The organism is Acinetobacter sp. NEB149, assembly GCF_012516415.1.
Taxonomy (GTDB): domain Bacteria; phylum Pseudomonadota; class Gammaproteobacteria; order Pseudomonadales; family Moraxellaceae; genus Acinetobacter; species Acinetobacter lwoffii_V.
The window spans coordinates 36,543-56,940 of the sequence record NZ_CP051209.1; the positions used below are offsets into that span (position 1 = coordinate 36,543).

Annotated in this window: 20 protein-coding genes and 6 pseudogenes; 16 read left to right on the forward strand and 10 right to left on the reverse strand. The window is 40.1% G+C overall.

Annotated features, from left to right (window positions below; genetic code table 11):
- Window positions 1–11 precede the first annotated feature (11 nt).
- Window positions 12–1,030, reverse strand: a pseudogene (locus tag HGD77_RS15645) (NADP-dependent oxidoreductase).
- A 143-nt stretch (window positions 1,031–1,173) separates the two neighbouring features.
- On the opposite strand from HGD77_RS15645, the gene HGD77_RS15650 reads away from it, so the two are divergent.
- Together HGD77_RS15650 and HGD77_RS15655 are read left to right on the forward strand one after the other, a co-directional pair.
- Window positions 1,174–1,782, forward strand: coding sequence for a TetR/AcrR family transcriptional regulator (locus HGD77_RS15650; protein ID WP_004281836.1), 609 nt, complete (start codon window positions 1,174–1,176; stop codon window positions 1,780–1,782).
- A 111-nt stretch (window positions 1,783–1,893) separates the two neighbouring features.
- Window positions 1,894–2,124 (forward strand): hypothetical protein, encoded by a 231-nt coding sequence (locus HGD77_RS15655; RefSeq protein WP_004281837.1) that lies wholly within the window; start codon window positions 1,894–1,896, stop codon window positions 2,122–2,124.
- An 83-nt stretch (window positions 2,125–2,207) separates the two neighbouring features.
- Here the strand turns inward: HGD77_RS15655 and HGD77_RS15660 are convergent, their stop codons facing one another.
- Window positions 2,208–3,335 carry an alkene reductase gene (locus HGD77_RS15660; RefSeq protein ID WP_004281838.1) on the reverse strand — a complete coding sequence of 376 codons (1,128 nt, stop codon included), beginning with the start codon at window positions 3,333–3,335 and terminating at the stop codon, window positions 2,208–2,210.
- A gap of 201 nt (window positions 3,336–3,536) precedes the next feature.
- On the opposite strand from HGD77_RS15660, the gene tnpA reads away from it, so the two are divergent.
- The 3 genes and pseudogenes from tnpA to HGD77_RS15675 all read left to right on the forward strand — a co-directional run bounded on the left by tnpA (window position 3,537) and on the right by HGD77_RS15675 (window position 5,909).
- Entirely contained in the window at window positions 3,537–3,920 is a 384-nt protein-coding gene (gene tnpA / locus HGD77_RS15665) for an IS66-like element accessory protein TnpA (RefSeq protein ID WP_004733109.1), read from the forward strand.
- Entirely contained in the window at window positions 3,917–4,252 is a 336-nt protein-coding gene (tnpB, locus tag HGD77_RS15670) for an IS66 family insertion sequence element accessory protein TnpB (RefSeq protein WP_005265675.1), read from the forward strand. Before tnpA ends, tnpB begins: the two co-directional genes overlap by 4 nt.
- A gap of 74 nt (window positions 4,253–4,326) precedes the next feature.
- Window positions 4,327–5,909 (forward strand): annotated as a pseudogene (locus HGD77_RS15675) (IS66-like element ISAba25 family transposase).
- A gap of 123 nt (window positions 5,910–6,032) precedes the next feature.
- Here HGD77_RS15675 and HGD77_RS15680 read toward each other — a convergent pair.
- Together HGD77_RS15680 and HGD77_RS15685 are read right to left on the reverse strand one after the other, a co-directional pair.
- The gene (locus HGD77_RS15680) at window positions 6,033–6,710 is read right to left on the reverse strand and encodes a type 1 glutamine amidotransferase domain-containing protein (protein WP_004647734.1); all 678 of its coding nucleotides are present in this window, start codon (window positions 6,708–6,710) and stop codon (window positions 6,033–6,035) included.
- Window positions 6,711–6,785: 75 nt separating this feature from the next.
- Window positions 6,786–7,943: an iron-containing alcohol dehydrogenase gene (locus HGD77_RS15685; protein WP_004281840.1), complete on the reverse strand. Its 1,158-nt coding sequence runs from the start codon at window positions 7,941–7,943 to the stop codon at window positions 6,786–6,788.
- Between the two features lie 183 nt (window positions 7,944–8,126).
- Here HGD77_RS15685 and HGD77_RS17280 point away from each other — a divergent pair.
- Window positions 8,127–8,456, forward strand: a pseudogene (locus tag HGD77_RS17280) (IS3 family transposase); the annotation flags it as partial.
- A gap of 85 nt (window positions 8,457–8,541) precedes the next feature.
- Here HGD77_RS17280 and HGD77_RS15695 read toward each other — a convergent pair.
- From HGD77_RS15695 to HGD77_RS15710, 4 genes and pseudogenes are all read right to left on the reverse strand, one after another.
- Window positions 8,542–8,844: a putative quinol monooxygenase gene (locus tag HGD77_RS15695; protein ID WP_000920558.1), complete on the reverse strand. Its 303-nt coding sequence runs from the start codon at window positions 8,842–8,844 to the stop codon at window positions 8,542–8,544.
- A gap of 334 nt (window positions 8,845–9,178) precedes the next feature.
- Window positions 9,179–10,009 carry an S-formylglutathione hydrolase gene (fghA, locus tag HGD77_RS15700; RefSeq protein ID WP_004281841.1) on the reverse strand — a complete coding sequence of 277 codons (831 nt, stop codon included), beginning with the start codon at window positions 10,007–10,009 and terminating at the stop codon, window positions 9,179–9,181.
- A gap of 228 nt (window positions 10,010–10,237) precedes the next feature.
- Window positions 10,238–11,350, reverse strand: a complete 1,113-nt coding sequence (locus tag HGD77_RS15705; protein ID WP_004281842.1) for an S-(hydroxymethyl)glutathione dehydrogenase/class III alcohol dehydrogenase — start codon at window positions 11,348–11,350, stop codon at window positions 10,238–10,240.
- Window positions 11,351–11,371: 21 nt separating this feature from the next.
- Window positions 11,372–11,646 (reverse strand): annotated as a pseudogene (locus tag HGD77_RS15710) (metal/formaldehyde-sensitive transcriptional repressor).
- Window positions 11,647–12,112: 466 nt separating this feature from the next.
- On the opposite strand from HGD77_RS15710, the gene HGD77_RS15715 reads away from it, so the two are divergent.
- Entirely contained in the window at window positions 12,113–13,108 is a 996-nt protein-coding gene (locus HGD77_RS15715; protein ID WP_004281843.1) for a zinc-dependent alcohol dehydrogenase family protein, read from the forward strand.
- Window positions 13,098–14,114, forward strand: coding sequence for a zinc-dependent alcohol dehydrogenase family protein (locus tag HGD77_RS15720; RefSeq protein ID WP_004281844.1), 1,017 nt, complete (start codon window positions 13,098–13,100; stop codon window positions 14,112–14,114). Before HGD77_RS15715 ends, HGD77_RS15720 begins: the two co-directional genes overlap by 11 nt.
- 14 nt (window positions 14,115–14,128) lie before the next feature.
- Here the strand turns inward: HGD77_RS15720 and HGD77_RS15725 are convergent, their stop codons facing one another.
- Window positions 14,129–15,028, reverse strand: a complete 900-nt coding sequence (locus HGD77_RS15725) for a LysR family transcriptional regulator (protein WP_004733180.1) — start codon at window positions 15,026–15,028, stop codon at window positions 14,129–14,131.
- 135 nt (window positions 15,029–15,163) lie between these two features.
- On the opposite strand from HGD77_RS15725, the gene HGD77_RS15730 reads away from it, so the two are divergent.
- From HGD77_RS15730 to HGD77_RS15745, 4 genes and pseudogenes are all read left to right on the forward strand, one after another.
- On the forward strand, window positions 15,164–15,904 hold the full coding sequence (locus tag HGD77_RS15730; protein WP_001059480.1) for an SDR family oxidoreductase: 741 nt from the start codon (window positions 15,164–15,166) through the stop codon (window positions 15,902–15,904).
- Window positions 15,905–15,977: 73 nt separating this feature from the next.
- Window positions 15,978–16,976: a zinc-binding alcohol dehydrogenase family protein gene (locus HGD77_RS15735; RefSeq protein ID WP_004281847.1), complete on the forward strand. Its 999-nt coding sequence runs from the start codon at window positions 15,978–15,980 to the stop codon at window positions 16,974–16,976.
- Window positions 16,977–16,996: 20 nt separating this feature from the next.
- On the forward strand, window positions 16,997–17,281 hold the full coding sequence (locus HGD77_RS15740; protein ID WP_004281848.1) for a putative quinol monooxygenase: 285 nt from the start codon (window positions 16,997–16,999) through the stop codon (window positions 17,279–17,281).
- Between the two features lie 174 nt (window positions 17,282–17,455).
- Window positions 17,456–17,584: pseudogene (locus tag HGD77_RS15745) on the forward strand (IS3 family transposase); the annotation flags it as partial.
- A gap of 117 nt (window positions 17,585–17,701) precedes the next feature.
- Here the strand turns inward: HGD77_RS15745 and HGD77_RS15750 are convergent.
- Complete coding sequence (locus HGD77_RS15750) at window positions 17,702–18,121, reverse strand: hypothetical protein (protein ID WP_004281849.1); 420 nt, start codon at window positions 18,119–18,121, stop codon at window positions 17,702–17,704.
- A gap of 259 nt (window positions 18,122–18,380) precedes the next feature.
- Here HGD77_RS15750 and HGD77_RS15755 point away from each other — a divergent pair, with 259 nt between their 5' ends.
- From HGD77_RS15755 to HGD77_RS15770, 4 genes and pseudogenes are all read left to right on the forward strand, one after another.
- A complete protein-coding gene (locus HGD77_RS15755) occupies window positions 18,381–18,590 on the forward strand; it encodes a hypothetical protein (RefSeq protein ID WP_228127370.1) in 210 nt (69 codons plus the stop codon).
- Window positions 18,591–18,953: 363 nt separating this feature from the next.
- Complete coding sequence (locus HGD77_RS15760) at window positions 18,954–19,277, forward strand: IS5 family transposase (protein WP_032031561.1); 324 nt, start codon at window positions 18,954–18,956, stop codon at window positions 19,275–19,277.
- Window positions 19,278–19,314: 37 nt separating this feature from the next.
- Window positions 19,315–19,707 (forward strand): annotated as a pseudogene (locus HGD77_RS15765) (transposase family protein); the annotation flags it as partial.
- A gap of 229 nt (window positions 19,708–19,936) precedes the next feature.
- Window positions 19,937–20,392, forward strand: a complete 456-nt coding sequence (locus HGD77_RS15770; protein WP_004730277.1) for a helix-turn-helix domain-containing protein — start codon at window positions 19,937–19,939, stop codon at window positions 20,390–20,392.
- Window positions 20,393–20,398: the final 6 nt, after the last annotated feature.

Here is a 20,398-nt window from a genome sequence, read left to right on the forward strand (position 1 = left end):
TTCCTATTTTTTTAAATTTTTACAACCACTTTGCCAAAGTTTTCGCCTTTCAACATACCATTGAAAGCATTGATCGTGTTATCTAAACCTTGCACCATATACTCTTTATATTTGATTTTTCCGTCTTTCAACCATTCAGACATTTGCTGATAGAATTCCGGATACTGACTGCCATAATCATCAAAATAATAAAGCCTTGCATGCGAATACGCTTTTTTAAAAGGGTGGAAATAAAGCCCGGTAAACGGTCTGGCCCTTGTGCTTGCTCGGTAGCGTTATACTGGGAAACCACACCACACACCGGTACACGTGCCGCAGAGTTAAGCAATGGCCATACCGCATCAAACACTTTACCCCCGACATTCTCATAATAAATATCAATACCGTTGGGAGCTGCTTGTTGTAATTGTTCTGCAAAATTTTCATCATGATGATTAATACAAGCATCGAAGCCGAGTTCTTCTACTGCATAACGACATTTTTCAGGCCCACCTGCGATGCCAACCACGCGACAACCTTTAATTTTGCCAATCTGTCCAACCGTAGCACCAACAGGTCCTGTTGCAGCTGCAACGACCAAAGTTTCACCAGCTTTAGGCTGACCAATGTCCAACAACCCCATATAAGCAGTAAATCCTGGCATTCCCAAAATACCCAATGCCCAAGATGGATGTTCAGGTTGCATACCTAAGCTTTGACATGCAGTCCCATTAGAAATTGCGTAGCCCTGCCAGCCATTTCCGAAAAGAACCCACTCGCCTTCTTTGAATTTTGGGTTTTTAGAGGCCACCACTTGACTGACTGTTCCACCGACCATCACTTCGCCGATTTCAACCGGTGCTGCATATGAAGGAGCATCACTCATGCGACCACGCATATAAGGATCGAGTGACAAGTAAATGGTTTTTAACAATATCTCGCCTTGTTTAAGTTCATTGAGTTCAACTTGTTCAATACGAAAATCGCTGTGTTTTGGCTCACCGACTGGCCGTTGAGCTAAAACGATACGTTGATTAATAACTGTTTTCACACATATAACTCCATGTTTTATTTAGAAGTATTTCTATTCACAATCAAAAATTATGATTAAAATTTCTTTACATCCATTGTAGATGAGTTATAATAAAAAACAATACGACTGGTCTATTTTTTACAATAGAGTAAATAATTAATATGAAGCCTACTCCTATTAAAAAGTCTGAAGCGAAGCGCTTACACATTCTTAACACCAGTTCAGACCTGATTTTGCATAAAGGTTTTACTGGCGTAGGATTACAGGAAATTTTACAGAGCTGTGAAATCCCTAAAGGCTCGTTTTATCATTATTTCCAATCCAAGGAAGCTTTCGGGTGTGAATTGGTACAGCATTATGTAGATAATTACCAAGTCCGTTTAAATGATGTATGGCGTAGCGATAAATCCCCTTATCAAAAGCTGATTGAGTATTTTAATTTATGGATAGAAGATCCTGAAACACAGTGTGGTTGGGCGGATAGCTGTTTAATTGTGAAACTTGCCGCAGAAGTTGCCGATCTATCTGAAGATATGCGCTCCATTATGTCCGCTGGCGTCGATGATGTAATCCAACGTATTGCTGCTTTAATTGATTTGGGAAAACAGGATCAGTCTATCCAAGCAGATACTGAGGCCTCAACGTTGGCACAAGTACTTTACCAAATGTGGTTAGGTGCAGCATTACTGAGTAAGTTGCAAAAAGATAAAACGCCATTACATCAAGCTCTGAGAGCAACTAAATTTCTATTAAAAAGTGAAGATTCATAAAAATTAGATTAAATATCAATTACATAATTAATAATTCATGATAGCAGTCCAATGATTACTTATTAATGTGTTGCTATTAGATCAATTTACAATCCATGAGTATAGCGCACAATGAATTCTCCTTCTAAAGCCCTCATGACTCGTATTTTAGTTGGTTATTTAGGCTTATATCCCACACTATTACTGGTTCTCACTTTATTAAAGCCAATTACTGAGCATCAAAGTTTCCCGATGATGGTGTTGATTGAAGTCATAGTATTAGTGCCAGTAACGCAACTGATTTCTTTCCCACTGGCAGGTTGGCTCATTACACAGCTAAAAAATTTTAAGAACTTGTTTTAAGAAGAAATTGTGCTAGCAACAGCAATCTTAAGTCGTTATTTTGCCAACCACAAAGGTTGGCAAAATAACTCATTAAGTCAATATTAATCTGCGTAAGCTGGATAATCAATATAGCCTTTTTCCGTCCCACCATACATAGTGCTTGCATCTACTGCATTCAATGGCCAGCCATTGGCGATGCGATCGGGTAAATCTGGATTCGCAATAAATGGGCGTCCAAATGCAATTAAATCGGCCAGCCCTGCCTCTAAAATTCGAGTTCCTCTTTCTGCCGTATATCGACCTGCATAAATAATCCGACCACTGAAAGTGTCTCTGACATCTTTACGAAAATCATGAGGAAGTTCTGGTGCATTATCCCAATCAGCTTCTGCAATAGATAGATAGGCAATCCCAACTTCTTCAAGTATTTTTATGGCTTCAATATAAGTCACATGTGGATCATCTTCAACCAACCCCATGTAAACACGATCTTCCTCTGTACTTTCAAATAGCGGGGCAAAACGCACTCCTAAACGATCTGCACCAACCACCTCAGCAACGGCCTGTACTACTTCACGTAAAAAACGCAAACGATTGTTTAGTGATCCACCATATTCATCTTCACGGTGGTTACTATGTGCAGAGATAAATTGATTCACCAAATAACCATTTGCACAATGAATTTCAACCCCATCAAAACCAGCAGCCAAGGCATTGCGTGCTGCTTGAGCATAGAGTTGCACTAATTCTTTAACTTCTGCATTGCTTAAAGCACGTGGCATTGAAGGATCAGCCAAGGTCCCTGCATTGGGCCCGGTCTCAATAAACACTTTAACATTACTATCAGCCCTAATAGCCGAGGGTGCGACCGGTGATGCATGATCGGGTTGCAAAGATGTATGTGAAACACGCCCAACATGCCAAAGTTGTGCAAAAATAATGCCTCCTTTAGCATGCACTGCTTCCGTCACTTTACGCCATCCAGCAATCTGTTCAGGGCTGTAAATACCGGGAGTCCAAGCATAGCCTTGACCACGTGGCTCGATTTGCGTACCTTCGGTGACCATAAACCCTGCCCCGGCACGCTGTTGATAATAGGTTGCCATCAGTTCATTTGGAATATTCTCTGGCTGAGTACTGCGCGACCGCGTTAATGGTGGCAATACAATACGGTTTTGCAAAACATAAGGGCCTAAGCTTAAGTTTTGAAAAAGTTTGCTGTCTTTCATTTCATTGTATCCAAGTAACCATGACTTAATTGATCTAAATTAAAAAAAATATCCTTCCTGTATATAGAAAAATAAATAAAGGAAAGCTATTAACTCAGGCCCTTCACCATTAAGTGTAAGCGTCCGCTGAACACACCTTATGAATTCATCCTATAAGCCTTAATTTAGTCCCCACTTAAAAACAAGTGGGGACTAAAATTTATGACTACAAATCACCAGACATCCATCGCATCTCTTGCGAAAAAACGAAGAACATACAGTGCTGAATTTAAACAGCAGATCGTTCAGGCTTGTAAAGCACCGGACGTTTCAATTGCTTCGGTCGCTTTGCAACATGGATTGAATACAAATCTTGTATCCAAATGGATTCGCTTAATTGATGGTAAGCCAGGGAATGATCGCTCACCACTACCGAATAAACCTGCATTTATTGCCTTATCTTGCTCTACACCATTAGATCCTACTCCTACTGACATGTTAACGGTTCAAATTACTTTACCCCACTCAAAAGCAGAAATTGGCTTGAAATGGCAAGTATCAGAAATATCTGCTTTAGCAGAATTACTCAAGGCACTTGCAACATGATCCGCATTGATGAAATCTGGCTTTCTACCCAACCTCTGGATATGCGAGCAGGTATGGATACGACCATGGCTCAGGTGGTGAGAGCCTTTGGCTACATCAAACCGCATTGTGCTTACCTGTTCTGTAATAAACGTGGCCATCGCATGAAAGTGCTGGTACATGATGGATTGGGCATCTGGCTGTGTGCCCGGCGGCTGGAACAGGGCAAATTTCACTGGGCTCAAGTTCACCAAGGTGAAACCGTGGCCCTCAGCCCGGAACAGTTACAGGCACTGATCCAAGGTTTGCCCTGGCAGCGCATTGGACGACAGCAGGTGGTGACGATGCTTTAAACCAGGCTCGACCATTCTGCTATTCTCCAAACGTTCTATTTCATTCTTCTCATGACCTCAGGCATACTGCGGTCATGAATACGCTGCCTGATTTAAGCCAACTGACCCATGAACAACTGCTGGAATTCACCAGGCAGTTGGCGCTGCAGCATCAGTCTCTAGCACAATCAAACCAACAATTGGATGCCAAAGTTCAACATCTTTCTATTCTCAATCAAAAATACGAGCATGAACTGGCGCTGTTTAAAAAGCACAAATTCGCCCAAAGAATGAACACTTAACGGCAAAACAAATCCATCTGTGGGATGAAGCGGTTGAAGAAGATATTGCCGCGGTTGATCTAGAACTGGAACGGCTAAATGCAGATAAAACCAATGCAGCGACACAGAAAGCCAAAACCAATAAACCTAAACGTCGACCACTGCCAGATCATCTACACACCATCCGTATTGAGCATGAACCTGCATCAACCCAATGTGCTTGTGGCTGCCAACTCCGTCGTATCGGCGAAGATGTCAGTGAAAAACTGCATTTCAGACCGGCACAGTTCTATAAGGAACAGCATGTGCGTGGTAAATGGGTCTGTGATCAGTGTGACACTCTAACTCAGCAAGCGATGCCCGCCTATGTGATTGATAAAGGCATTGCTTCACCTGAATTGCTCAGCCATGTGCTGGTATCGAAGTATGCCGATCATTTGCCGCTGTACCGTCAGCGCCTGATCTATCAGCGGGCTGGCATTGATCTGTCCAGATCCACTTTATCTGACTGGATAGGTCGCTGCGGTGTAGAACTGGAACCTCTGGCCAATGCCTTAAAAGAGGTGGTGCTGCAACAGCGGGTGCTGCATGCAGATGAAACACCGGTCACCATCATGCGGATGGGTGAGAATAATAAAAAACCGAAGAAAGGTTATGTCTGGGCCTATGCCACCACACAGTATAATCCAGTTCAGGCGGTGATCTATGACTTTCAGGATAGTCGTTCAGGCCAGCATGCTGAAGAGTTCTTGAAAGGCTGGCAGGGCTATCTAGTCTGTGATGATTACAGTGGTTATAAAGCACGTTTTAAATCAGGCCAGGTGATTGAGGTGGGCTGCATGGCCCATGCACGTCGTAAATTCCATGAACTGCATGTGACCGGGAAAAGTCAGGTCGCTGAACAGGCATTAGTGCTGATTCAGAAACTGTATGGGATAGAAGCAGAACTCAGGAAAAAGACCGATAGTACAGCGGAAGACCGCCGCGAATACCGGCAACAGCATAGTCAACCGGTGATGCAACAACTGTATGAATGGCTCAACCAACATCATCTGACGGTGCCATCGAGTTCTCCCACCGCCAAGGCGATCAATTACACTCTGAAGCGTTGGCCAGCTTTAAGCCGCTATTTGGATGATGGCAATCTACCGATTTGCAATAATTGGGTAGAGAATCAAATGCGACCTTGGGCCTTAGGACGCAAGAACTGGCTGTTTGCTGGCTCGCTGCGCAGTGGTCAGCGAGCGGCGAATATCATGACTTTAATCCAGTCAGCAAAGCTGAATGGCTTGGATCCGTATGCCTATTTAAGTGATGTGCTGAAAAGGTTACCGACACATAAAGTGAGCCAAATAGAAGAATTGCTGCCGCACCGCTGGAAACCCGACCAAAATTAAAAAATAGCTATGGGGTTCAGCGCACGCTTACCATTAAGTGAGGGTTATTTTGCTTATTGCGCCAGTTGCTCAGAGTCAGAAGTTTATTCACTGCTAAGCACCACAACAGACACTAGCTACTCTTTATTTCAACAATTGAAGTAATGCTGAGGCAGTTGCAGCAGAAGATGCTGGATTTTGTCCAGTAACCAGCAAGCCATCTACTTGAACATGTACTTGCCAATCATCAACTTTAGAATAATGACCACCGTTTTGTTTAAGCATGTCTTCGACTAAAAATGGTACAATTTCAGTCAAACCTACAGCGGCCTCCTCAGTATTGGTGAAACCAGTCACTAATTTACCGCTAACTAAGGGCGCTCCATTACTCGCTTTCACATGACGAAGAACACCCGGGGCATGACACACTGCTGCAACAGGTTTGCCAGACTGAATCGCCTGTTCAATCAGAGAAATTGAAATCGGATCTTCTGCTAAATCCCACAATGGGCCATGCCCGCCTGGATAAAACACTGCATCATAATCAGCTACAGAAATTTCGCTAAGTTTATGTGTCTGTGCCAATGCTTGCATTGCAGTTGGATCTGCTTCAAAACGATGAGTGGTTTCAGTTTGAGCATCGGCTAAATTACTTTTCGGATCTAGTGGTGGCTGCCCACCTTGAGGCGACGCCAGCGTAACTTCAGCACCAGAGTCAATAAAGGTGTAATACGGTGCAGCAAGTTCTTCTAGCCAGAAACCTGTTTTCTTACCAGTATTGCCAAGTTGATCATGTGAAGTTAAAACGATTAAAATTTTCATGTTATTTCTCCGATAATTTTCATGATTGAGGAGCATTGTTACAGGGTCAGAGCATGCCAGATACGCGCATTTAGCTTAGATGCTCATCTCGAGAATTTGGCGACTGATCTCTAATGAAACATTTTTATGTTCGCCTAGCTGTGTAAGATTATGTGATTTAAGTTGCGTAATGATGATCTCAATATCTGTCTCCCCCAGTCCATAATCGCTAAGACGAGTCGGCAATCCAAGTTGCTCAAAGAAGGCTCGAGTACGAGCAATAGCAGTATCAATACGTTGTTCTTCATCACCTTCGACAATCTGCCAGACACGAGCTGCATACTGTAGTAATTTTTCTCGCTTCTCTTGACGACGCACTTGTAGATTGGACGGCAACACAATGGCCAAGGTACGAGCATGATCAATACCATATAAAGCCGTGAGCTCATGTCCAATCAAATGGGTTGACCAATCTTGTGGTACACCAGCTCCAATTAGCCCATTCAGTGCCATGCTAGCAGCCCACATCAAATTCGCACGCGTGTCATAATCTGCTGAATCTTCCAAGATTTTCGGTCCAATCTCAATCAAAGTTTGCAATAGACCTTCGGCAAAACGATCTTGTACGTGTGCATTCACAGGGTGAGTTAAGTACTGTTCCATGACATGAATAAATGCATCGACCACGCCATTAGCCAACTGGCGCGTCGGCAAGCTAAAAGTTTTATTCGGATCAAGTACGGAAAATTGCGGAAAAACATAGGGACTGCTAAATGACAATTTGGCTTGGGTCGATTTTCTGGTTACTACCCCACCGCTATTCATTTCTGAACCAGTTGCCGGAAGGGTGAGTACACTCGCAAAAGGCAAAGCTTGGGTAATTTTATTACCATGGGTTTCTAAAATCTCCCATGTATCCCCTGTATAATTGACTGCTGCTGCAATAAATTTAGTACCGTCGATTACCGATCCACCACCGACAGCCATCAAGAAATCAATCTTTTGTTCACGAATCAGCTCTACAGCTTTCATGAGGGTTTCATAACTCGGATTCGGCTCAATTCCGCCAAATTCATGAATTTCTCTTGCACCTAATGCTTCACGCACTTCAGCTAAAGTACCATTCTTACGTGCACTTTCACCACCAAACAACATTAATACTTTTGCTTCTGTAGGCACATAGTCATTGATTTTAGCTATTGTATCGCCACCAAAAATAATGCGGGTCGGATTATAAAAGTTAAAATTCAGCATATTTTTATCCTAGAATGATCAGTTAATTGATTTGAAAAACCACCGTTATTCATCAAATAAACTTTTAAAAAATCGGACAACACTACGGCTTTTGCCTACACCATGTGCTAACTATACATAAAAATAGACCAGTCGTCTATTTTTATAAAAATTATTTCAGCTTGCAACTTTAGTGATGGTTAAACAAATTCAGGCTTGTTCTATACCGCTTTTATTATTAATGTATTTTCACGAGCGATTGTTGGATGAAAGGTATCAACACGTATGACTACTGACATGGTTGTGAACGCATTGGCTGAAACAGTGAATGGCTCATACAAAATAGCAATGATTAAATATTTTAAAAGCAGATTGGCACGGTTTAGCAGATGTACAAATGTGACAGTAAATTAGATAGATTGGTTCAATATAAAGCATGTAAATAGTTGCATTCGTTTATTTACCCTGTTTTGGATATTGCCCCATTTAAATGATGAGATTAAGCCAATAAATAAAGTAGCCCAACTTGAATAAAAAGCCTATGACAAACCTCAAAGCGTTAAAGTGCTGCCTTTCATTCAAAATTTCAGACAGCACCCTCATACATTTAAGCATCGGTTTAAGCTGGTAGTTTACTCGCCAAAACATCTACTTTTTCAATAGATGGTGGCTCTGAAAATAGCTCTTCGGCCTGAGCCATCAAAGCAGCTGCAACCTTGCCAGATAAATGCGCTTGGCGACCCGCCTCATCAGGAAATGCATCAAAAATACCAAATGTTGTAGGTCCAAGACGTAGGCCAAACCACGCAACTGTCGCAGGTTCTTCCATGACAATAGGTAAACCGGCTTTAAGAAAAGCTTCCACTTCGTCTTCTTTACCCGGTTTAGCTTCAAGACGGACATATAAAGCTGTTTTAAGCATGACTAAAACTCCATAATTGATTATAATTCAAACTGATTCTGACATTGCTAATGTATGCATGTCAGAAAGTTTTGTTGTATAAAAGTTAAAAAAAATTCCCATAGCTGAGCCAAAATTTAGGTTTTTATTTCGACATAATGCTATGAATTTATTCAAGTTAATATCATTAACATTTGAATCAAAAAATCAAGATATGAGATGATTAAATTCAATCTTATTTATATAAGGATCAATTGACTCTACCTTAGATTTATAAGCTGACCTCTTCATCTGGAAATTATATTGCTCAAGAAGCATTCAAGAACAATATTGTACATCCTCATATCTATGAAAGTTATTTAGCTAGGAATTTGCTGTGAAACTCTATATGTTTCTCTATAAAGCTCGCAATAAAGTAATAGCTATGGTCATACCCTTCTCTTAGGTTAAGTGTCAGAGGATATTCTTGTTCCAAACAAATATCACTAAGAAGCTTAGGCCTTAACTGTTCTTCAAGAAAATCATCAGCTGTTCCTTGATCGACTAAAATAGGTAAATGAACTTCAGCGTTTTTGATTAATTCAATCGCATCATAGCTTTTCCATAAAGTTTCGGTTTCACCAAGGTAGTGTGTGAAAGCCTTTTTCCCCCAAGGTACTTGGCTAGGTGCAACAATCGGTGCAAAAGCAGAAATACTTTTATACAGCTCAGGATTTTTTAACCCAATTACTAATGCACCATGACCACCCATGCTATGACCCATAATACTTTGGACTTGATTGGTCGGAAAATTCAGGTCTATCAGATTTCTGAGCTCTTCCACAATATAATCATACATTTTGAAATGCTTTGACCAGGGTGCTTGTGTTGCATTCACATAGAATCCTGCACCTTGGCCTAAATCGTAATCTGCATGATCTGGTACATCTTCTCCACGTGGGCTGGTATCTGGTGCAACAATAATGACTTTATGTTCAGCCGCATACTTTTGTGCTCCGGCTTTAGTAATAAAGTTCTGTTCGTTGCAAGTCAGTCCTGATAACCAATATAAAACTGGCAACTTCTCATCTTTGTCATGAGGTGGCAGATATATTGAGAATTTCATTGAACAGTTTAGTGCTATTGACTGATGGCGATACACTTCTTGCGATCCACCAAAAGAAGCATGTTTCTCAATTATTTCCATAATCAATTACCTATGTTGAGCAAGACTTCATGAGAAATCGAGTAAACAAAGAGTCTGACATTCTCTACAGAGAATAGTCATAAAGATTTAAAATGTAGGCAGGTTTATTGAACCTATACACGATGCCTACACAGATAGATCTGTTTTACAGATGATGTGCCGTTTTAGAGGATTCCATGCATGTCAATCATGATTCACATGCATGGAAAAGTATAAGGTCTGACGGAATTATTCGTAATGAATTACAGTACGAATCGACTTTCCTTCATGCATTAGATCAAAGGCTTCATTGATCTGATCCAAACCCATCGTGTGTGTCACAAATGGTTCTAATTGAATTTTACCTTTCATTGCATCTTCAACCATTCCTGGAAGTTGCGAGCGACCTTTTACGCCACCAAAGGCAGAACCTAGCCATTTACGACCAGTAACCAGTTGGAATGGACGGGTAGAGATTTCCTGACCTGCGCCAGCTACACCAATAATTACGGATTGTCCCCAGCCACGGTGTGCACTTTCAAGGGCTGAACGCATCACATTCACGTTACCAATACATTCAAATGAATGATCTACACCCCAGCCAGTCATTTCGACAATGACTTGCTGGATTGGTTTGTCGTAGTCTTTAGGGTTCAAGAAGTCCGTTGCACCAAACTCTTTTGCCAGCGCAAATTTATCTGGATTCATGTCAACCACAATAATACGTCCTGCTTTAGCTTGACGTGCGGCTTGTACGACTGCCAGACCAATACCACCTAAACCAAAGACCGCAACACTATCACCTTCTTGTACTTTAGCCGTGTTGTGTACTGCACCGATACCCGTTGTGACACCACAACCCAGTAAGCAGACATGTTCGTGATTGGCTTCAGGATTGATTTTAGCCAATGATACTTCTGCCACTACCGTGTATTCACTGAACGTTGAGCAGCCCATATAGTGGTAAATCGGTTGACCATTGTAGGAAAAACGAGTGGTACCATCTGGCATTACGCCTCTACCTTGAGTTTCGCGAACGGAAATACACAAGTTCGATTTTCCAGATTTACAGAATACGCACTCGCCACATTCAGCGGTGTAAAGTGGAATTACATGATCACCTGGTTTGACGCTAGTCACGCCTTCACCAACCTCAACTACAACGCCAGCACCTTCATGCCCGAGAATAGCCGGAAAAACGCCTTCAGGATCATCGCCAGATAAAGTAAATGCGTCTGTATGACACACACCGGTATGGGAAATCTTGATTAATACTTCACCTTTCTTCGGTGGTGCAACATCGACCTCAACAATTTGAAGAGGTTGACCAGGACCAAACGCAACAGCAGCACGTGACTTCATGGAATAATTCCTTATACAGATCTATTTTAAATATGATTTTAGAATCTTGGCGATTTCAGCCAATTCTTCTTTTCGTTGTTGTTCTGTGGTTTCACCTGATACTAAAGTGTCCTTTAAATGAACCTCCAGCATTTCATTCATTAAACCATTAATAGCACCACGCACAGAGCATATTTGTTGCAGAATTGCACCACATTCCACATTGTCTTCTAACGCTTTTTCAATCGCTTGCGTCTGACCTTTGATCCTTCTGACGCGTAGAAGAATCTTTTTTTGTCTTCAACCTGATTAGGCATCAGACCTCCTTATTTGCTAGCTTTTATACTATAGTACCCCATAGTATAAAAAAAGCAATATTTTTTATAAATCGAAAATCAAAAAGCTCTTTAGCGAAAATTTTCTATCCCTGTTTTTAGTTTTTTTTAAATTAACATCGTAGAGCTGATGCTAAAGTCACAAAGAATGGGACTTTTAGCTCCCATTTTTTATTTTGGCTCATGTTCTTTGTGATGCTGTGACCTTTTAGAATTATGTTTCAAATTTTAGCCACTTTGTAGATATTTTGAACGTTTCAAGCCTTGAAAATACTACCGACAGTTTAGATTAAACTGCCTTTACAGACTGTACTAGAATATTTTTAGTGAGCGGATAATATTTATTATTCATTATTTAGGAATTATCAAATCCTATAAATATCATTTATTGGATTAATTTACTTTGGTACTGTGCATATCATCCCCCAGTTAAGAATAAGGAATAACTATGAATAAGATGATGAATGCTCTTATCTTAGAAAATTTTGGTGATCATGAATTTAAACGTGTAGAACTCCCTATACCTCAACCTGAGGCTGGGCAAGTTCTAGTACGTATTCATGCTAGTGGTGTAAACCCTATTGATTATAAAATTCGTCTTGGTGAAGCACCATATGCTATGCCAGAGCTTCCTGCCGTGTTGGGAACAGATATGGCTGGGGTTGTAACTGCTATTGGTGAAGGTGTCACTCACTTCAACGTCGGAGATGAAGTTTACGGTCTGATTGGTGGCGTTCGTGGTCTTCAAGGATCTTTAGCAGAATATGTTGTAGCAGATGCTGATCTGATCGCATTAAAGCCACGGAATATCTCTATGCGCGAGGCAGCAGTACTACCATTGACGTTCCTCACCGCTTGGGAAGGTTTAGTGGATAATGCTAAGGTCCAACCAGGGCAAACTGTACTGGTTCAGGGTGGTGCTGGTGGCGTTGGTTATATGGTGGTTCAGCTTGCAAAAGCACTTGATGCAAATGTTTGGGCGACTGGTCGTACAGCTGATCAATCACTGATTTCAGAACTCGGTGCAACACCTCTCGATTACACAACAGCATCTTCCGATGACATTATTGCTGCAAGCCCTGAGGGTCAAGGTTTTAACATTGTTTACGACACTGTGGGTGGTCCAGTACTAGAAGCTTCACTTTCAATGACAACTCACTATGGCCACATTACCAGCTGTGCTGCATTTGGTAATCATAATTTAGCGAGTTCATCTCTACGGTGTGCCACACTGTCTGGCGTATTCGTCCTATTGCCGATGTTAACAGGTAATCGCCGTTCTCATCATGGTGATGTCCTTAAGATCGCGACTCGTCTCGTTGAGGAAGGTAAACTGCGTCCTATTGTTGATCCTCGTCATTTTACTCTAGATCAAGCGATTGAGGCTCATGATGCTGTTCAAGATCGCTCTGCCAATATTAAGGTCGTGATTGATGTCATTTAACGCACTTCAGGCCAAGACTTGGCGCTTCAATTCTATTGGAGATACAGATGTTCTGACATTAGAAACACTTCCTGTGGCTTTACCAGCCGCAGGAGAAGTTCTAATCCAGATGAAAACGATCGGACTCAACCGGGCTGATGTGATGTTTCGGCGTGGTACTTATATTCAAAAGGCAGTATTCCCCTCTCGTCTGGGATATGAGGGAGCAGGCGTAGTTCTGGCGATAGGTGAAGGTGTACGCCAATTTTCTCCAGGAGATGCAGTATCGATTCTTCCGACTGACAATCTAGCCAAATATGGGACATATGCGGACAAGCTTCTGATTCCAGAAACTTTTTTAGTTCACAAACCCGATAGTTTAAGCTGGGAAGAAGCTTCCTCAATCTGGATGCAGTATTTGACGGCTTGGGGTGGTGTAATCCATGCTGGTGGAGTTTCGAAAGGAAAAACAATCTTGATCACAGCAGCTTCAAGTAGCGTAGGACTAGCTGCGATACAGATAGCTGAAGCAGCGGGTGCTAAGGTCATTGCAAGTACACAGACGATAGAGAAAAAGCAACGTTTACTGGATCTCGGTGTTAAAAATGTTATAGCCAGTGAAGATGAACCAGATTTGTATGAGGCGCTTGTTTTACGTTTAGGTGGAGAACATCTTGATGTCGCCTTCGATGCTGTAGGAGGGCCACATATTGAACAGATTGCAAAAGCGATGTCTGTAGGAGGAACTATGGTTATGCATGGTGCACTTAGCCCTGAGATCACACCATTTCCTCTTAAAGTTGCATTACGCAAGAGCTTAACCATGCGAGGTTTTTTGTTCCTTGAGGTTCTCCATGACCCTGTTTTAAGGGAGCAAGCCAGACGATTTATTCTTAGCAGTATAGGTGCAGGATATCTTCGCCCAGTGATCGACCGTTGCTTTGACTTTGAGGACATGCATGACGCTCAGCGCTATCTTGAATCAAATCAGCAAATAGGAAAAATTGTAGTTACTCTAGATACATGATGGTCTTATCTGATTCAGGTTTCTATATGGCCCAGCACTTCCACTAAGTAATCAAACAATGCTCGGATTCGCAAAGGTGTCGGGCCCCGCTGTGGACGATATAAATACAGGCGCCAAACGGGAGAGGTTTCCTCATGAAGTATCTGAATGAGCTTACCACTCCTAAGCCACGGCAAAACTAGAAATCCAGGCATGTGTCCGAATCCAACTCCAGCGAGAATAGCTTGAAATTCAGCTTCTAGATCATCTGTAATAAAACGAGGCTTTGATGGCGTGAAGCTTCGACTTTCGGTGAATGTCCATGGCCAGTAACGCCCTGTTTTATGATCGAATAGTGCTGTTAGAGGGTATTTATCTAAGTCAATAATTTTTTTAGGCATTCCAACCTTATCAATTAACTCTGGCGTACCCACAGAATAAAAGTTCACTTTAGCCAATTCCCTTGCCACATATCGATTGTCCGGCAAAAATCCAAATCTGATCCCGATATCTATCCGCTCATCGATCACATCCGAGTGTGAATCTGTTAGCACACAATCCACGACAATATCTGGATAACGTGTGGCAAATTCTGCTAGTGCGGGTACTACCAATTTGCGCCCTAACACAGACGACACAGTAAGACGGACGGTCCCACGCATTTCATCTCGTTTTTCCTTGGTGTCTTTTACAAACAGAGCATCAATGGATCCTACCGCAAAATGTGCTTGCTTTGCCAGACGCTCACCATCAGCGGTAATTTTAATTTGTCGAGTACTCCTGTAAAACAGAATCTCTCCGCGCTGCTCTTCTAGCTCTTTTATTGCCCGTGTCACTACCTGCGGGGAAATACCCAGCTGAGTGGCTGCCTCTTTAAAATTTCGAGACTCTGCTGCGACACAAAAGATACGCATCATTTCCAATTTGTTCTGCATGTCCAATCCTGTGTTATGGTAATTATTCCGTAAATAGGAATTCTGAAAGATAATATTATTCATTTATTATACCTAACAAGGCTGTAATACTTAATCCATCAAATATGATTGACAGATAAGTTGAAGGTTACTTGTATGAATAATATAGAAAATAAAGTTATTGTTATCACAGGTGCAAGTAGTGGTTTAGGTGAAGCTACTGCTCGCTTACTTGCTAAAAAAGGTGCAAAGGTTGTACTTGGTGCTAGACGTACTGAAAAATTACAGGCTATTGTTCACGACATTCGTGCTGAAGGTGGTCAAGCTGAATTTATTGGTATGGATATAACCAAACCACATGAAGTACAAGCACTTATTGAAAAGGCATTAAGCGCATTTGGTCAAATCGATGTATTGGTAAACAATGCTGGATTAATGTCTATTGCACCATTAAGTGAGCTAAAAGTTGATGAATGGGATCGTATGATCGACATTAATATTAAAGGTGTTCTTTATGGTATAGCAGCTACACTGCCTGTTTTCCAAAAACAAAACTTTGGACACTTTATTAATCTCGCATCTGTTGCAGGGTTAAAAGTATTTAGTCCAGGAGGTACTGTTTATAGCGGTACTAAGTTTGCTGTAAGAGCCATCTCTGAAGGCCTTCGTCATGAAGTTGGGGGAACAATTAGAACGACGACTATTGAGCCTGGTGCAATTGAGTCAGAACTAAAATTCGGTTCTTCTCATAAAGAAAGTTCAGAGTTTGTTACTGATTTCTACAAACAAGCCATACCAGCTGACTCAGTCGCTCGAGCAATTGCTTATGCAATTGAACAGCCTGCGGATGTAGATATTAATGAAATTGTTTTGCGCCCAACGAGCCAAGAGTTTTAATGATTGAATAACATAAAATGGGAGCACTTCGCTCCTATTTTTACTATATTTTTTTAAAGTTAAGGACAAATCTATGAAAGCCGTATCGTATGTTATCAATAACCATGATGATTTTAAAAATTCATTGGTAGATATTGAAAAAGCGAAGCCTACGCTTAAGGAGCGTGATGTACTGGTAAAAGTTCAGGCAATCTCTGTGAATCCAGTTGATACCAAAGTGAGAAAAAATTCGTCTGAAGCAAATAATCGTATTTTAGGTTGGGATGCCGTTGGGGAAATTATTGAAGTTGGCTCAAAAGTTACCGCGTTTAAAGTAGGAGATTCTGTTTGGTATGCTGGCGATTTAACCCGAGATGGTAGTAATGCTGAGTTTCAAGCAGTCGATGAACGAATTATCAGTCTTAAACCAATTACAGTATCTAATGCAGAAGCAGCAGCATTGCCATTAACTGCAATAACGGCATGGGAAATGCTGTTTGATCGATTTCAAATTTCAGAAACAGAAGTTGGCAGTATTTTAATTATTGGTGGTGCAGGCGGTGTAGGATCAATTGCTATCCAACTCCTAAAAGCAAAAACAAATCTGACCGTTATAGCAACAGCTTCACGGGAAGAAACGAAATCTTGGGTGGAATCACTTGGTGCCGACCATGTCATTGATCATAGCAAAGATTTAAATGCACAAATCGAGACACTAGGCATTGAAAAACCAAAATATGTATTCTCTACAAATCATACAGAAACGTATATCAAGCAAATAGTTTCTCTGATTGCACCACAAGCCAAGCTTGGATTGATCGATGATCCACAAACATTTGATATTATGCCATTTAAGACTAAATCTATTTCTATCCATTGGGAGTTGATGTTCACCCGTTCAATGTATGAAACCGATGATATTGAAAAGCAAGGTGATCTATTGCAACAGGTTGCTCAATTAGTTGACCAGCAAAAAATTAGAAGTACCCTCAACCAAAATCTAGGCAAAATTAACGCTGCAAACTTGGAGAAGGCGCATAAGTTACTTGAATCAGGTAAGTCAAAAGGCAAAATTGTACTAGAAAACTTCTAAAACAAATTAAAGGTGAAATAATGACTATTTCAGTAATTGCGAACTTTAAGGCAAAGTCAGATCAAAAAGAGACGTTAGAAGCGCTTTTAAAAAGTGTAATAGAGCCTACGCTTCACGAAGAAGGATGCTTGAAATATGAGCTTTATATTAGCGAAAATGACTCGAGTAGATATTTCTTCTTAGAAGAATGGCGTAGCAGGGAGGATTTAGATATCCATATAGCGTCTGATTATATTCAAAGTTTATTTGGTAATATCCAATCGCTCATTGAATCCAGTGATATTGTAGAAATCAAAAAAATATAGCTGTATTCGGACATTATGATGAAGTATTCTTCAAAGTAACATAGGGACTTAGAAAGTTAATATAAAAATGGGAGCTCTAAGCTCCTATTTTTTAATTTTTTAGTAGTAACCTAGGCTTCAACAAATTATGCCCCTAAGGGGAGCCACCAATACCCTGCATTTTGACAACAATGTCATCGTTTAGAGGCAGCAAATTTACGAGCATCAGTCGGTACAACTGGTGATTCATATGATATTGCTTTGGCTGAAACGGTGAATGGCTTATACAAAACAGAGGTTATTGAATATTTAAAAGCAGATTGGCTTACTCTCAAGCCTTTGATTTTATGTGAAAGCATATAAACTGAAAAAACAATAAATGTTCATACTGGAACTTTAGATATGAATCCATGAAACATTTATGAGTAATAAAGTTTCATACTAGCTTATGACCCTTACACGTTTGCCATAGGTACGCCTACCTGTACCAGAACAAACTGGACACCATGAGTTATTGTGAAATAAGTTTTGAAAAGTAGGATTCCATTTATGCTTCTTTTCACATTGCACATCAAGCTTCTGACGTACATTGATGTATTCTGTAGAAAATAAAACACCGCCTTTACTTTCTATAAATTCCTTAACAAATTCATAGGTATGCGCAACATCTCTATTGCTACATTCATTACACCAAGATTTTTTATGTATATGAACGGCAGGAGTGGCATAAAATTCATGGCCTTTTTCACATCTATATAGGAGTTTAACAGTCCTACCTAGATATTCTTTTGAAAGACATTCTCCTTTATGCTGTTTCGCATAGTTTTGACACCATTCAAGATTGTATTTAGGTAAGGCCATAGATAAATCCTTTGAGCAATCTAGTATGAGAATTTATTGCTCAGTATGATACTTTAATACTTAGTATGAAACTTTTTTACTGCCCCACATAGGCTTTTTGATGTGGAAAGGTGCAGGCACAACTGGCTTAGACTTTGCAAGCTTTACTAAATCCTTTTTAGGCATTATTGGTGTAGGTGCGGCTTTATAATTCGCAATAAAATTTAGTCTGCCTAAAGCATTTGTGTTTCCCGCAATCGCTATTTTATTGGTTGCTTGCTTGTTCCCCGCATTAAATTATTATGCTCTTGAAGCATCTGAAAAGTCATTTAACCAAACAACCAATTTTTTAAGTCAGCCAGTACATAAGTTTTCAGCAAATAAAATAACTGTACTTTGGGGCATGTGGTACATGAAAGCCCTATATTTAGCCATAGCAGGTTTAATTGGCTTTGGCATAGCTAAAGCTTTATATCCTGAAGTGATTTAAAAAAATTGGATATTTTTATTTAGAAATTACATTGTATGTTTACAACATAAATTGAGATATATAAAGATGACCCATTGAAATGGGATTAAAAAAAATACTTTATTTTTAATATTATAATTATATGTAGTTCAACTAATGGTGTGATAGGTTTTAGTTATAAACTTATTCATTCAGGAATTATATTGCTGAATGAATAGACTTCCGTCATAAATCAAAAAACGTACAATTTATTTGATCTTAAATTAATCAGCAAAATTATTTAATTCAAGAGATAATCCTTGGATGAAATTCAAAGATATTCAAAAATTATCAAACGTTAAGTTTCGTAGGCTTACCGGTGTTAGTTGGGCTACATTTAACCTCATGTTGGCCGAGCTAAATAAGCATTTACCTCGTCATATTGGTAAAGGACGACCGCATAAATTACCGTTGGAAGATCGTTTGCTCTTATGTATAGAATATTGGAGAGAATATCGAACATTTTTCCATCTTGGTATGAGTTACGGTGTATCTGAAACGAGTGCAATTCGTATCACACGTGTTATTGAAGATACCTTAATCCGTTCTGGAAAATTTAACTTGCCAAAACAACTTCCTAATCGAGATGAAGTGGATTGGGAAGTTGTTGTGATTGATGCAACTGAAATATTAGTTCAACGTCCAAAAAAAACAGAAGAAATGGTATAGCGGTAAAAAAAAGCGACATACCTTTAAATTTCAGCTATCTATGCACTATACAACAGGTGAAATACTGAGTGTATGTGGAAGTCATGGAAGCATGCATGATTTTAAAATATTTAAAAAAAGTATGAGGAAATTAAAATTTAAGCCCTTTTTTATCGTTGATAAGGGGTATTTAGGGATAAAAAAATTGGGTTTTGGATACCTCATGCCATCTAAAGCAAAGAAAACTGAAAAATTAGATTCTGAATTAAAAAAGTTAAATACAGAGATTGGTCGTAGACGAATTCAAGTAGAGCATGTATTTGGAAGGATGAAATGTTTTAAGATTTTATCTTGTGTATATAGAAATCGTCGTAAAAGATTAAACCTGCGGTTTAATTTACTTGCTGGCATATACAATTTAGATTGGGTGAAAGATAAACAATTAAATTGATTGAAAAATGATTTATGAAGGAAGTCTAATAAGTCTAATTGATTTATTTATGCAACCCAACTATTCATTTGATTCATTTGATTCATTATTTTTAACTTGTTTTTGTTTAGAATTTTCAACTTTAGAAGCTTTTAAATTCTTTTCAAGAAATAACAAGCCGCCATCTGCATAAGTTGACAAAAATAACTAATGATGCGAAAAGGTTTTTTTAGTTAACAGATGTTCACACATGCCTAGAATTGTTTCTGTACCACTTAGTTTAGAACAGCGAGAACGACTCATTTTTCTGGTCAAGCATGCAAAACATTGGCGTGAAAGGCAACGTGCCCAAACTATTCTCTGGCTTTCCGAAGGTAAAAGTGTTGCGGAAGTTGCCACTCTACAAGAACGTATCCCAGAAACCATAAGGCTACAACGCCGACGTTGGGAATTGTATGAGCTTGAATCGATTAAAGAAGGTCATCGCTCAGGTCGACCCAATACATTGATCTCAGACTATCAGGCGAAAATCCTAGATTGGGTCAATACAAGTCCACTCAATGCAGAACAAATCCGAGTCAAACTACATGAAGAATACGAAGTGTCCGTGTCTGTTGAAACCATTCGTAAGTTTTTACGTGATTCAGGTATGGTCTTCAAGCGTACCCGTCATAGCTTGAAAAAAAAGAGATCCGATTGCATTTGAACAAGC

What these genes read in the sequence shown, in the direction of transcription:
- HGD77_RS15720 (WP_004281844.1), top strand. Translation starts at nt 13,098, where the DNA reads ATGTCATTTAACGCACTTCAGGCCAAGACTTGGCGCTTCAATTCTATT.
- HGD77_RS15650 (WP_004281836.1), top strand. Translation starts at nt 1,174, where the DNA reads ATGAAGCCTACTCCTATTAAAAAGTCTGAAGCGAAGCGCTTACACATT.
- HGD77_RS15715 (WP_004281843.1), top strand. Translation starts at nt 12,113, where the DNA reads ATGAATAAGATGATGAATGCTCTTATCTTAGAAAATTTTGGTGATCAT.
- HGD77_RS15660 (WP_004281838.1), bottom strand. Translation starts at nt 3,335, where the DNA reads ATGAAAGACAGCAAACTTTTTCAAAACTTAAGCTTAGGCCCTTATGTT.
- HGD77_RS15725 (WP_004733180.1), bottom strand. Translation starts at nt 15,028, where the DNA reads ATGCAGAACAAATTGGAAATGATGCGTATCTTTTGTGTCGCAGCAGAG.
- HGD77_RS15735 (WP_004281847.1), top strand. Translation starts at nt 15,978, where the DNA reads ATGAAAGCCGTATCGTATGTTATCAATAACCATGATGATTTTAAAAAT.
- HGD77_RS15730 (WP_001059480.1), top strand. Translation starts at nt 15,164, where the DNA reads ATGAATAATATAGAAAATAAAGTTATTGTTATCACAGGTGCAAGTAGT.
- HGD77_RS15770 (WP_004730277.1), top strand. Translation starts at nt 19,937, where the DNA reads ATGCCTAGAATTGTTTCTGTACCACTTAGTTTAGAACAGCGAGAACGA.
- HGD77_RS15655 (WP_004281837.1), top strand. Translation starts at nt 1,894, where the DNA reads ATGAATTCTCCTTCTAAAGCCCTCATGACTCGTATTTTAGTTGGTTAT.
- tnpB (WP_005265675.1), top strand. Translation starts at nt 3,917, where the DNA reads ATGATCCGCATTGATGAAATCTGGCTTTCTACCCAACCTCTGGATATG.
- tnpA (WP_004733109.1), top strand. Translation starts at nt 3,537, where the DNA reads ATGACTACAAATCACCAGACATCCATCGCATCTCTTGCGAAAAAACGA.
- HGD77_RS15750 (WP_004281849.1), bottom strand. Translation starts at nt 18,121, where the DNA reads ATGGCCTTACCTAAATACAATCTTGAATGGTGTCAAAACTATGCGAAA.
- HGD77_RS15760 (WP_032031561.1), top strand. Translation starts at nt 18,954, where the DNA reads ATGTTGGCCGAGCTAAATAAGCATTTACCTCGTCATATTGGTAAAGGA.
- HGD77_RS15705 (WP_004281842.1), bottom strand. Translation starts at nt 11,350, where the DNA reads ATGAAGTCACGTGCTGCTGTTGCGTTTGGTCCTGGTCAACCTCTTCAA.
- HGD77_RS15680 (WP_004647734.1), bottom strand. Translation starts at nt 6,710, where the DNA reads ATGAAAATTTTAATCGTTTTAACTTCACATGATCAACTTGGCAATACT.
- fghA (WP_004281841.1), bottom strand. Translation starts at nt 10,009, where the DNA reads ATGGAAATAATTGAGAAACATGCTTCTTTTGGTGGATCGCAAGAAGTG.
- HGD77_RS15695 (WP_000920558.1), bottom strand. Translation starts at nt 8,844, where the DNA reads ATGCTTAAAACAGCTTTATATGTCCGTCTTGAAGCTAAACCGGGTAAA.
- HGD77_RS15740 (WP_004281848.1), top strand. Translation starts at nt 16,997, where the DNA reads ATGACTATTTCAGTAATTGCGAACTTTAAGGCAAAGTCAGATCAAAAA.
- HGD77_RS15685 (WP_004281840.1), bottom strand. Translation starts at nt 7,943, where the DNA reads ATGCTGAATTTTAACTTTTATAATCCGACCCGCATTATTTTTGGTGGC.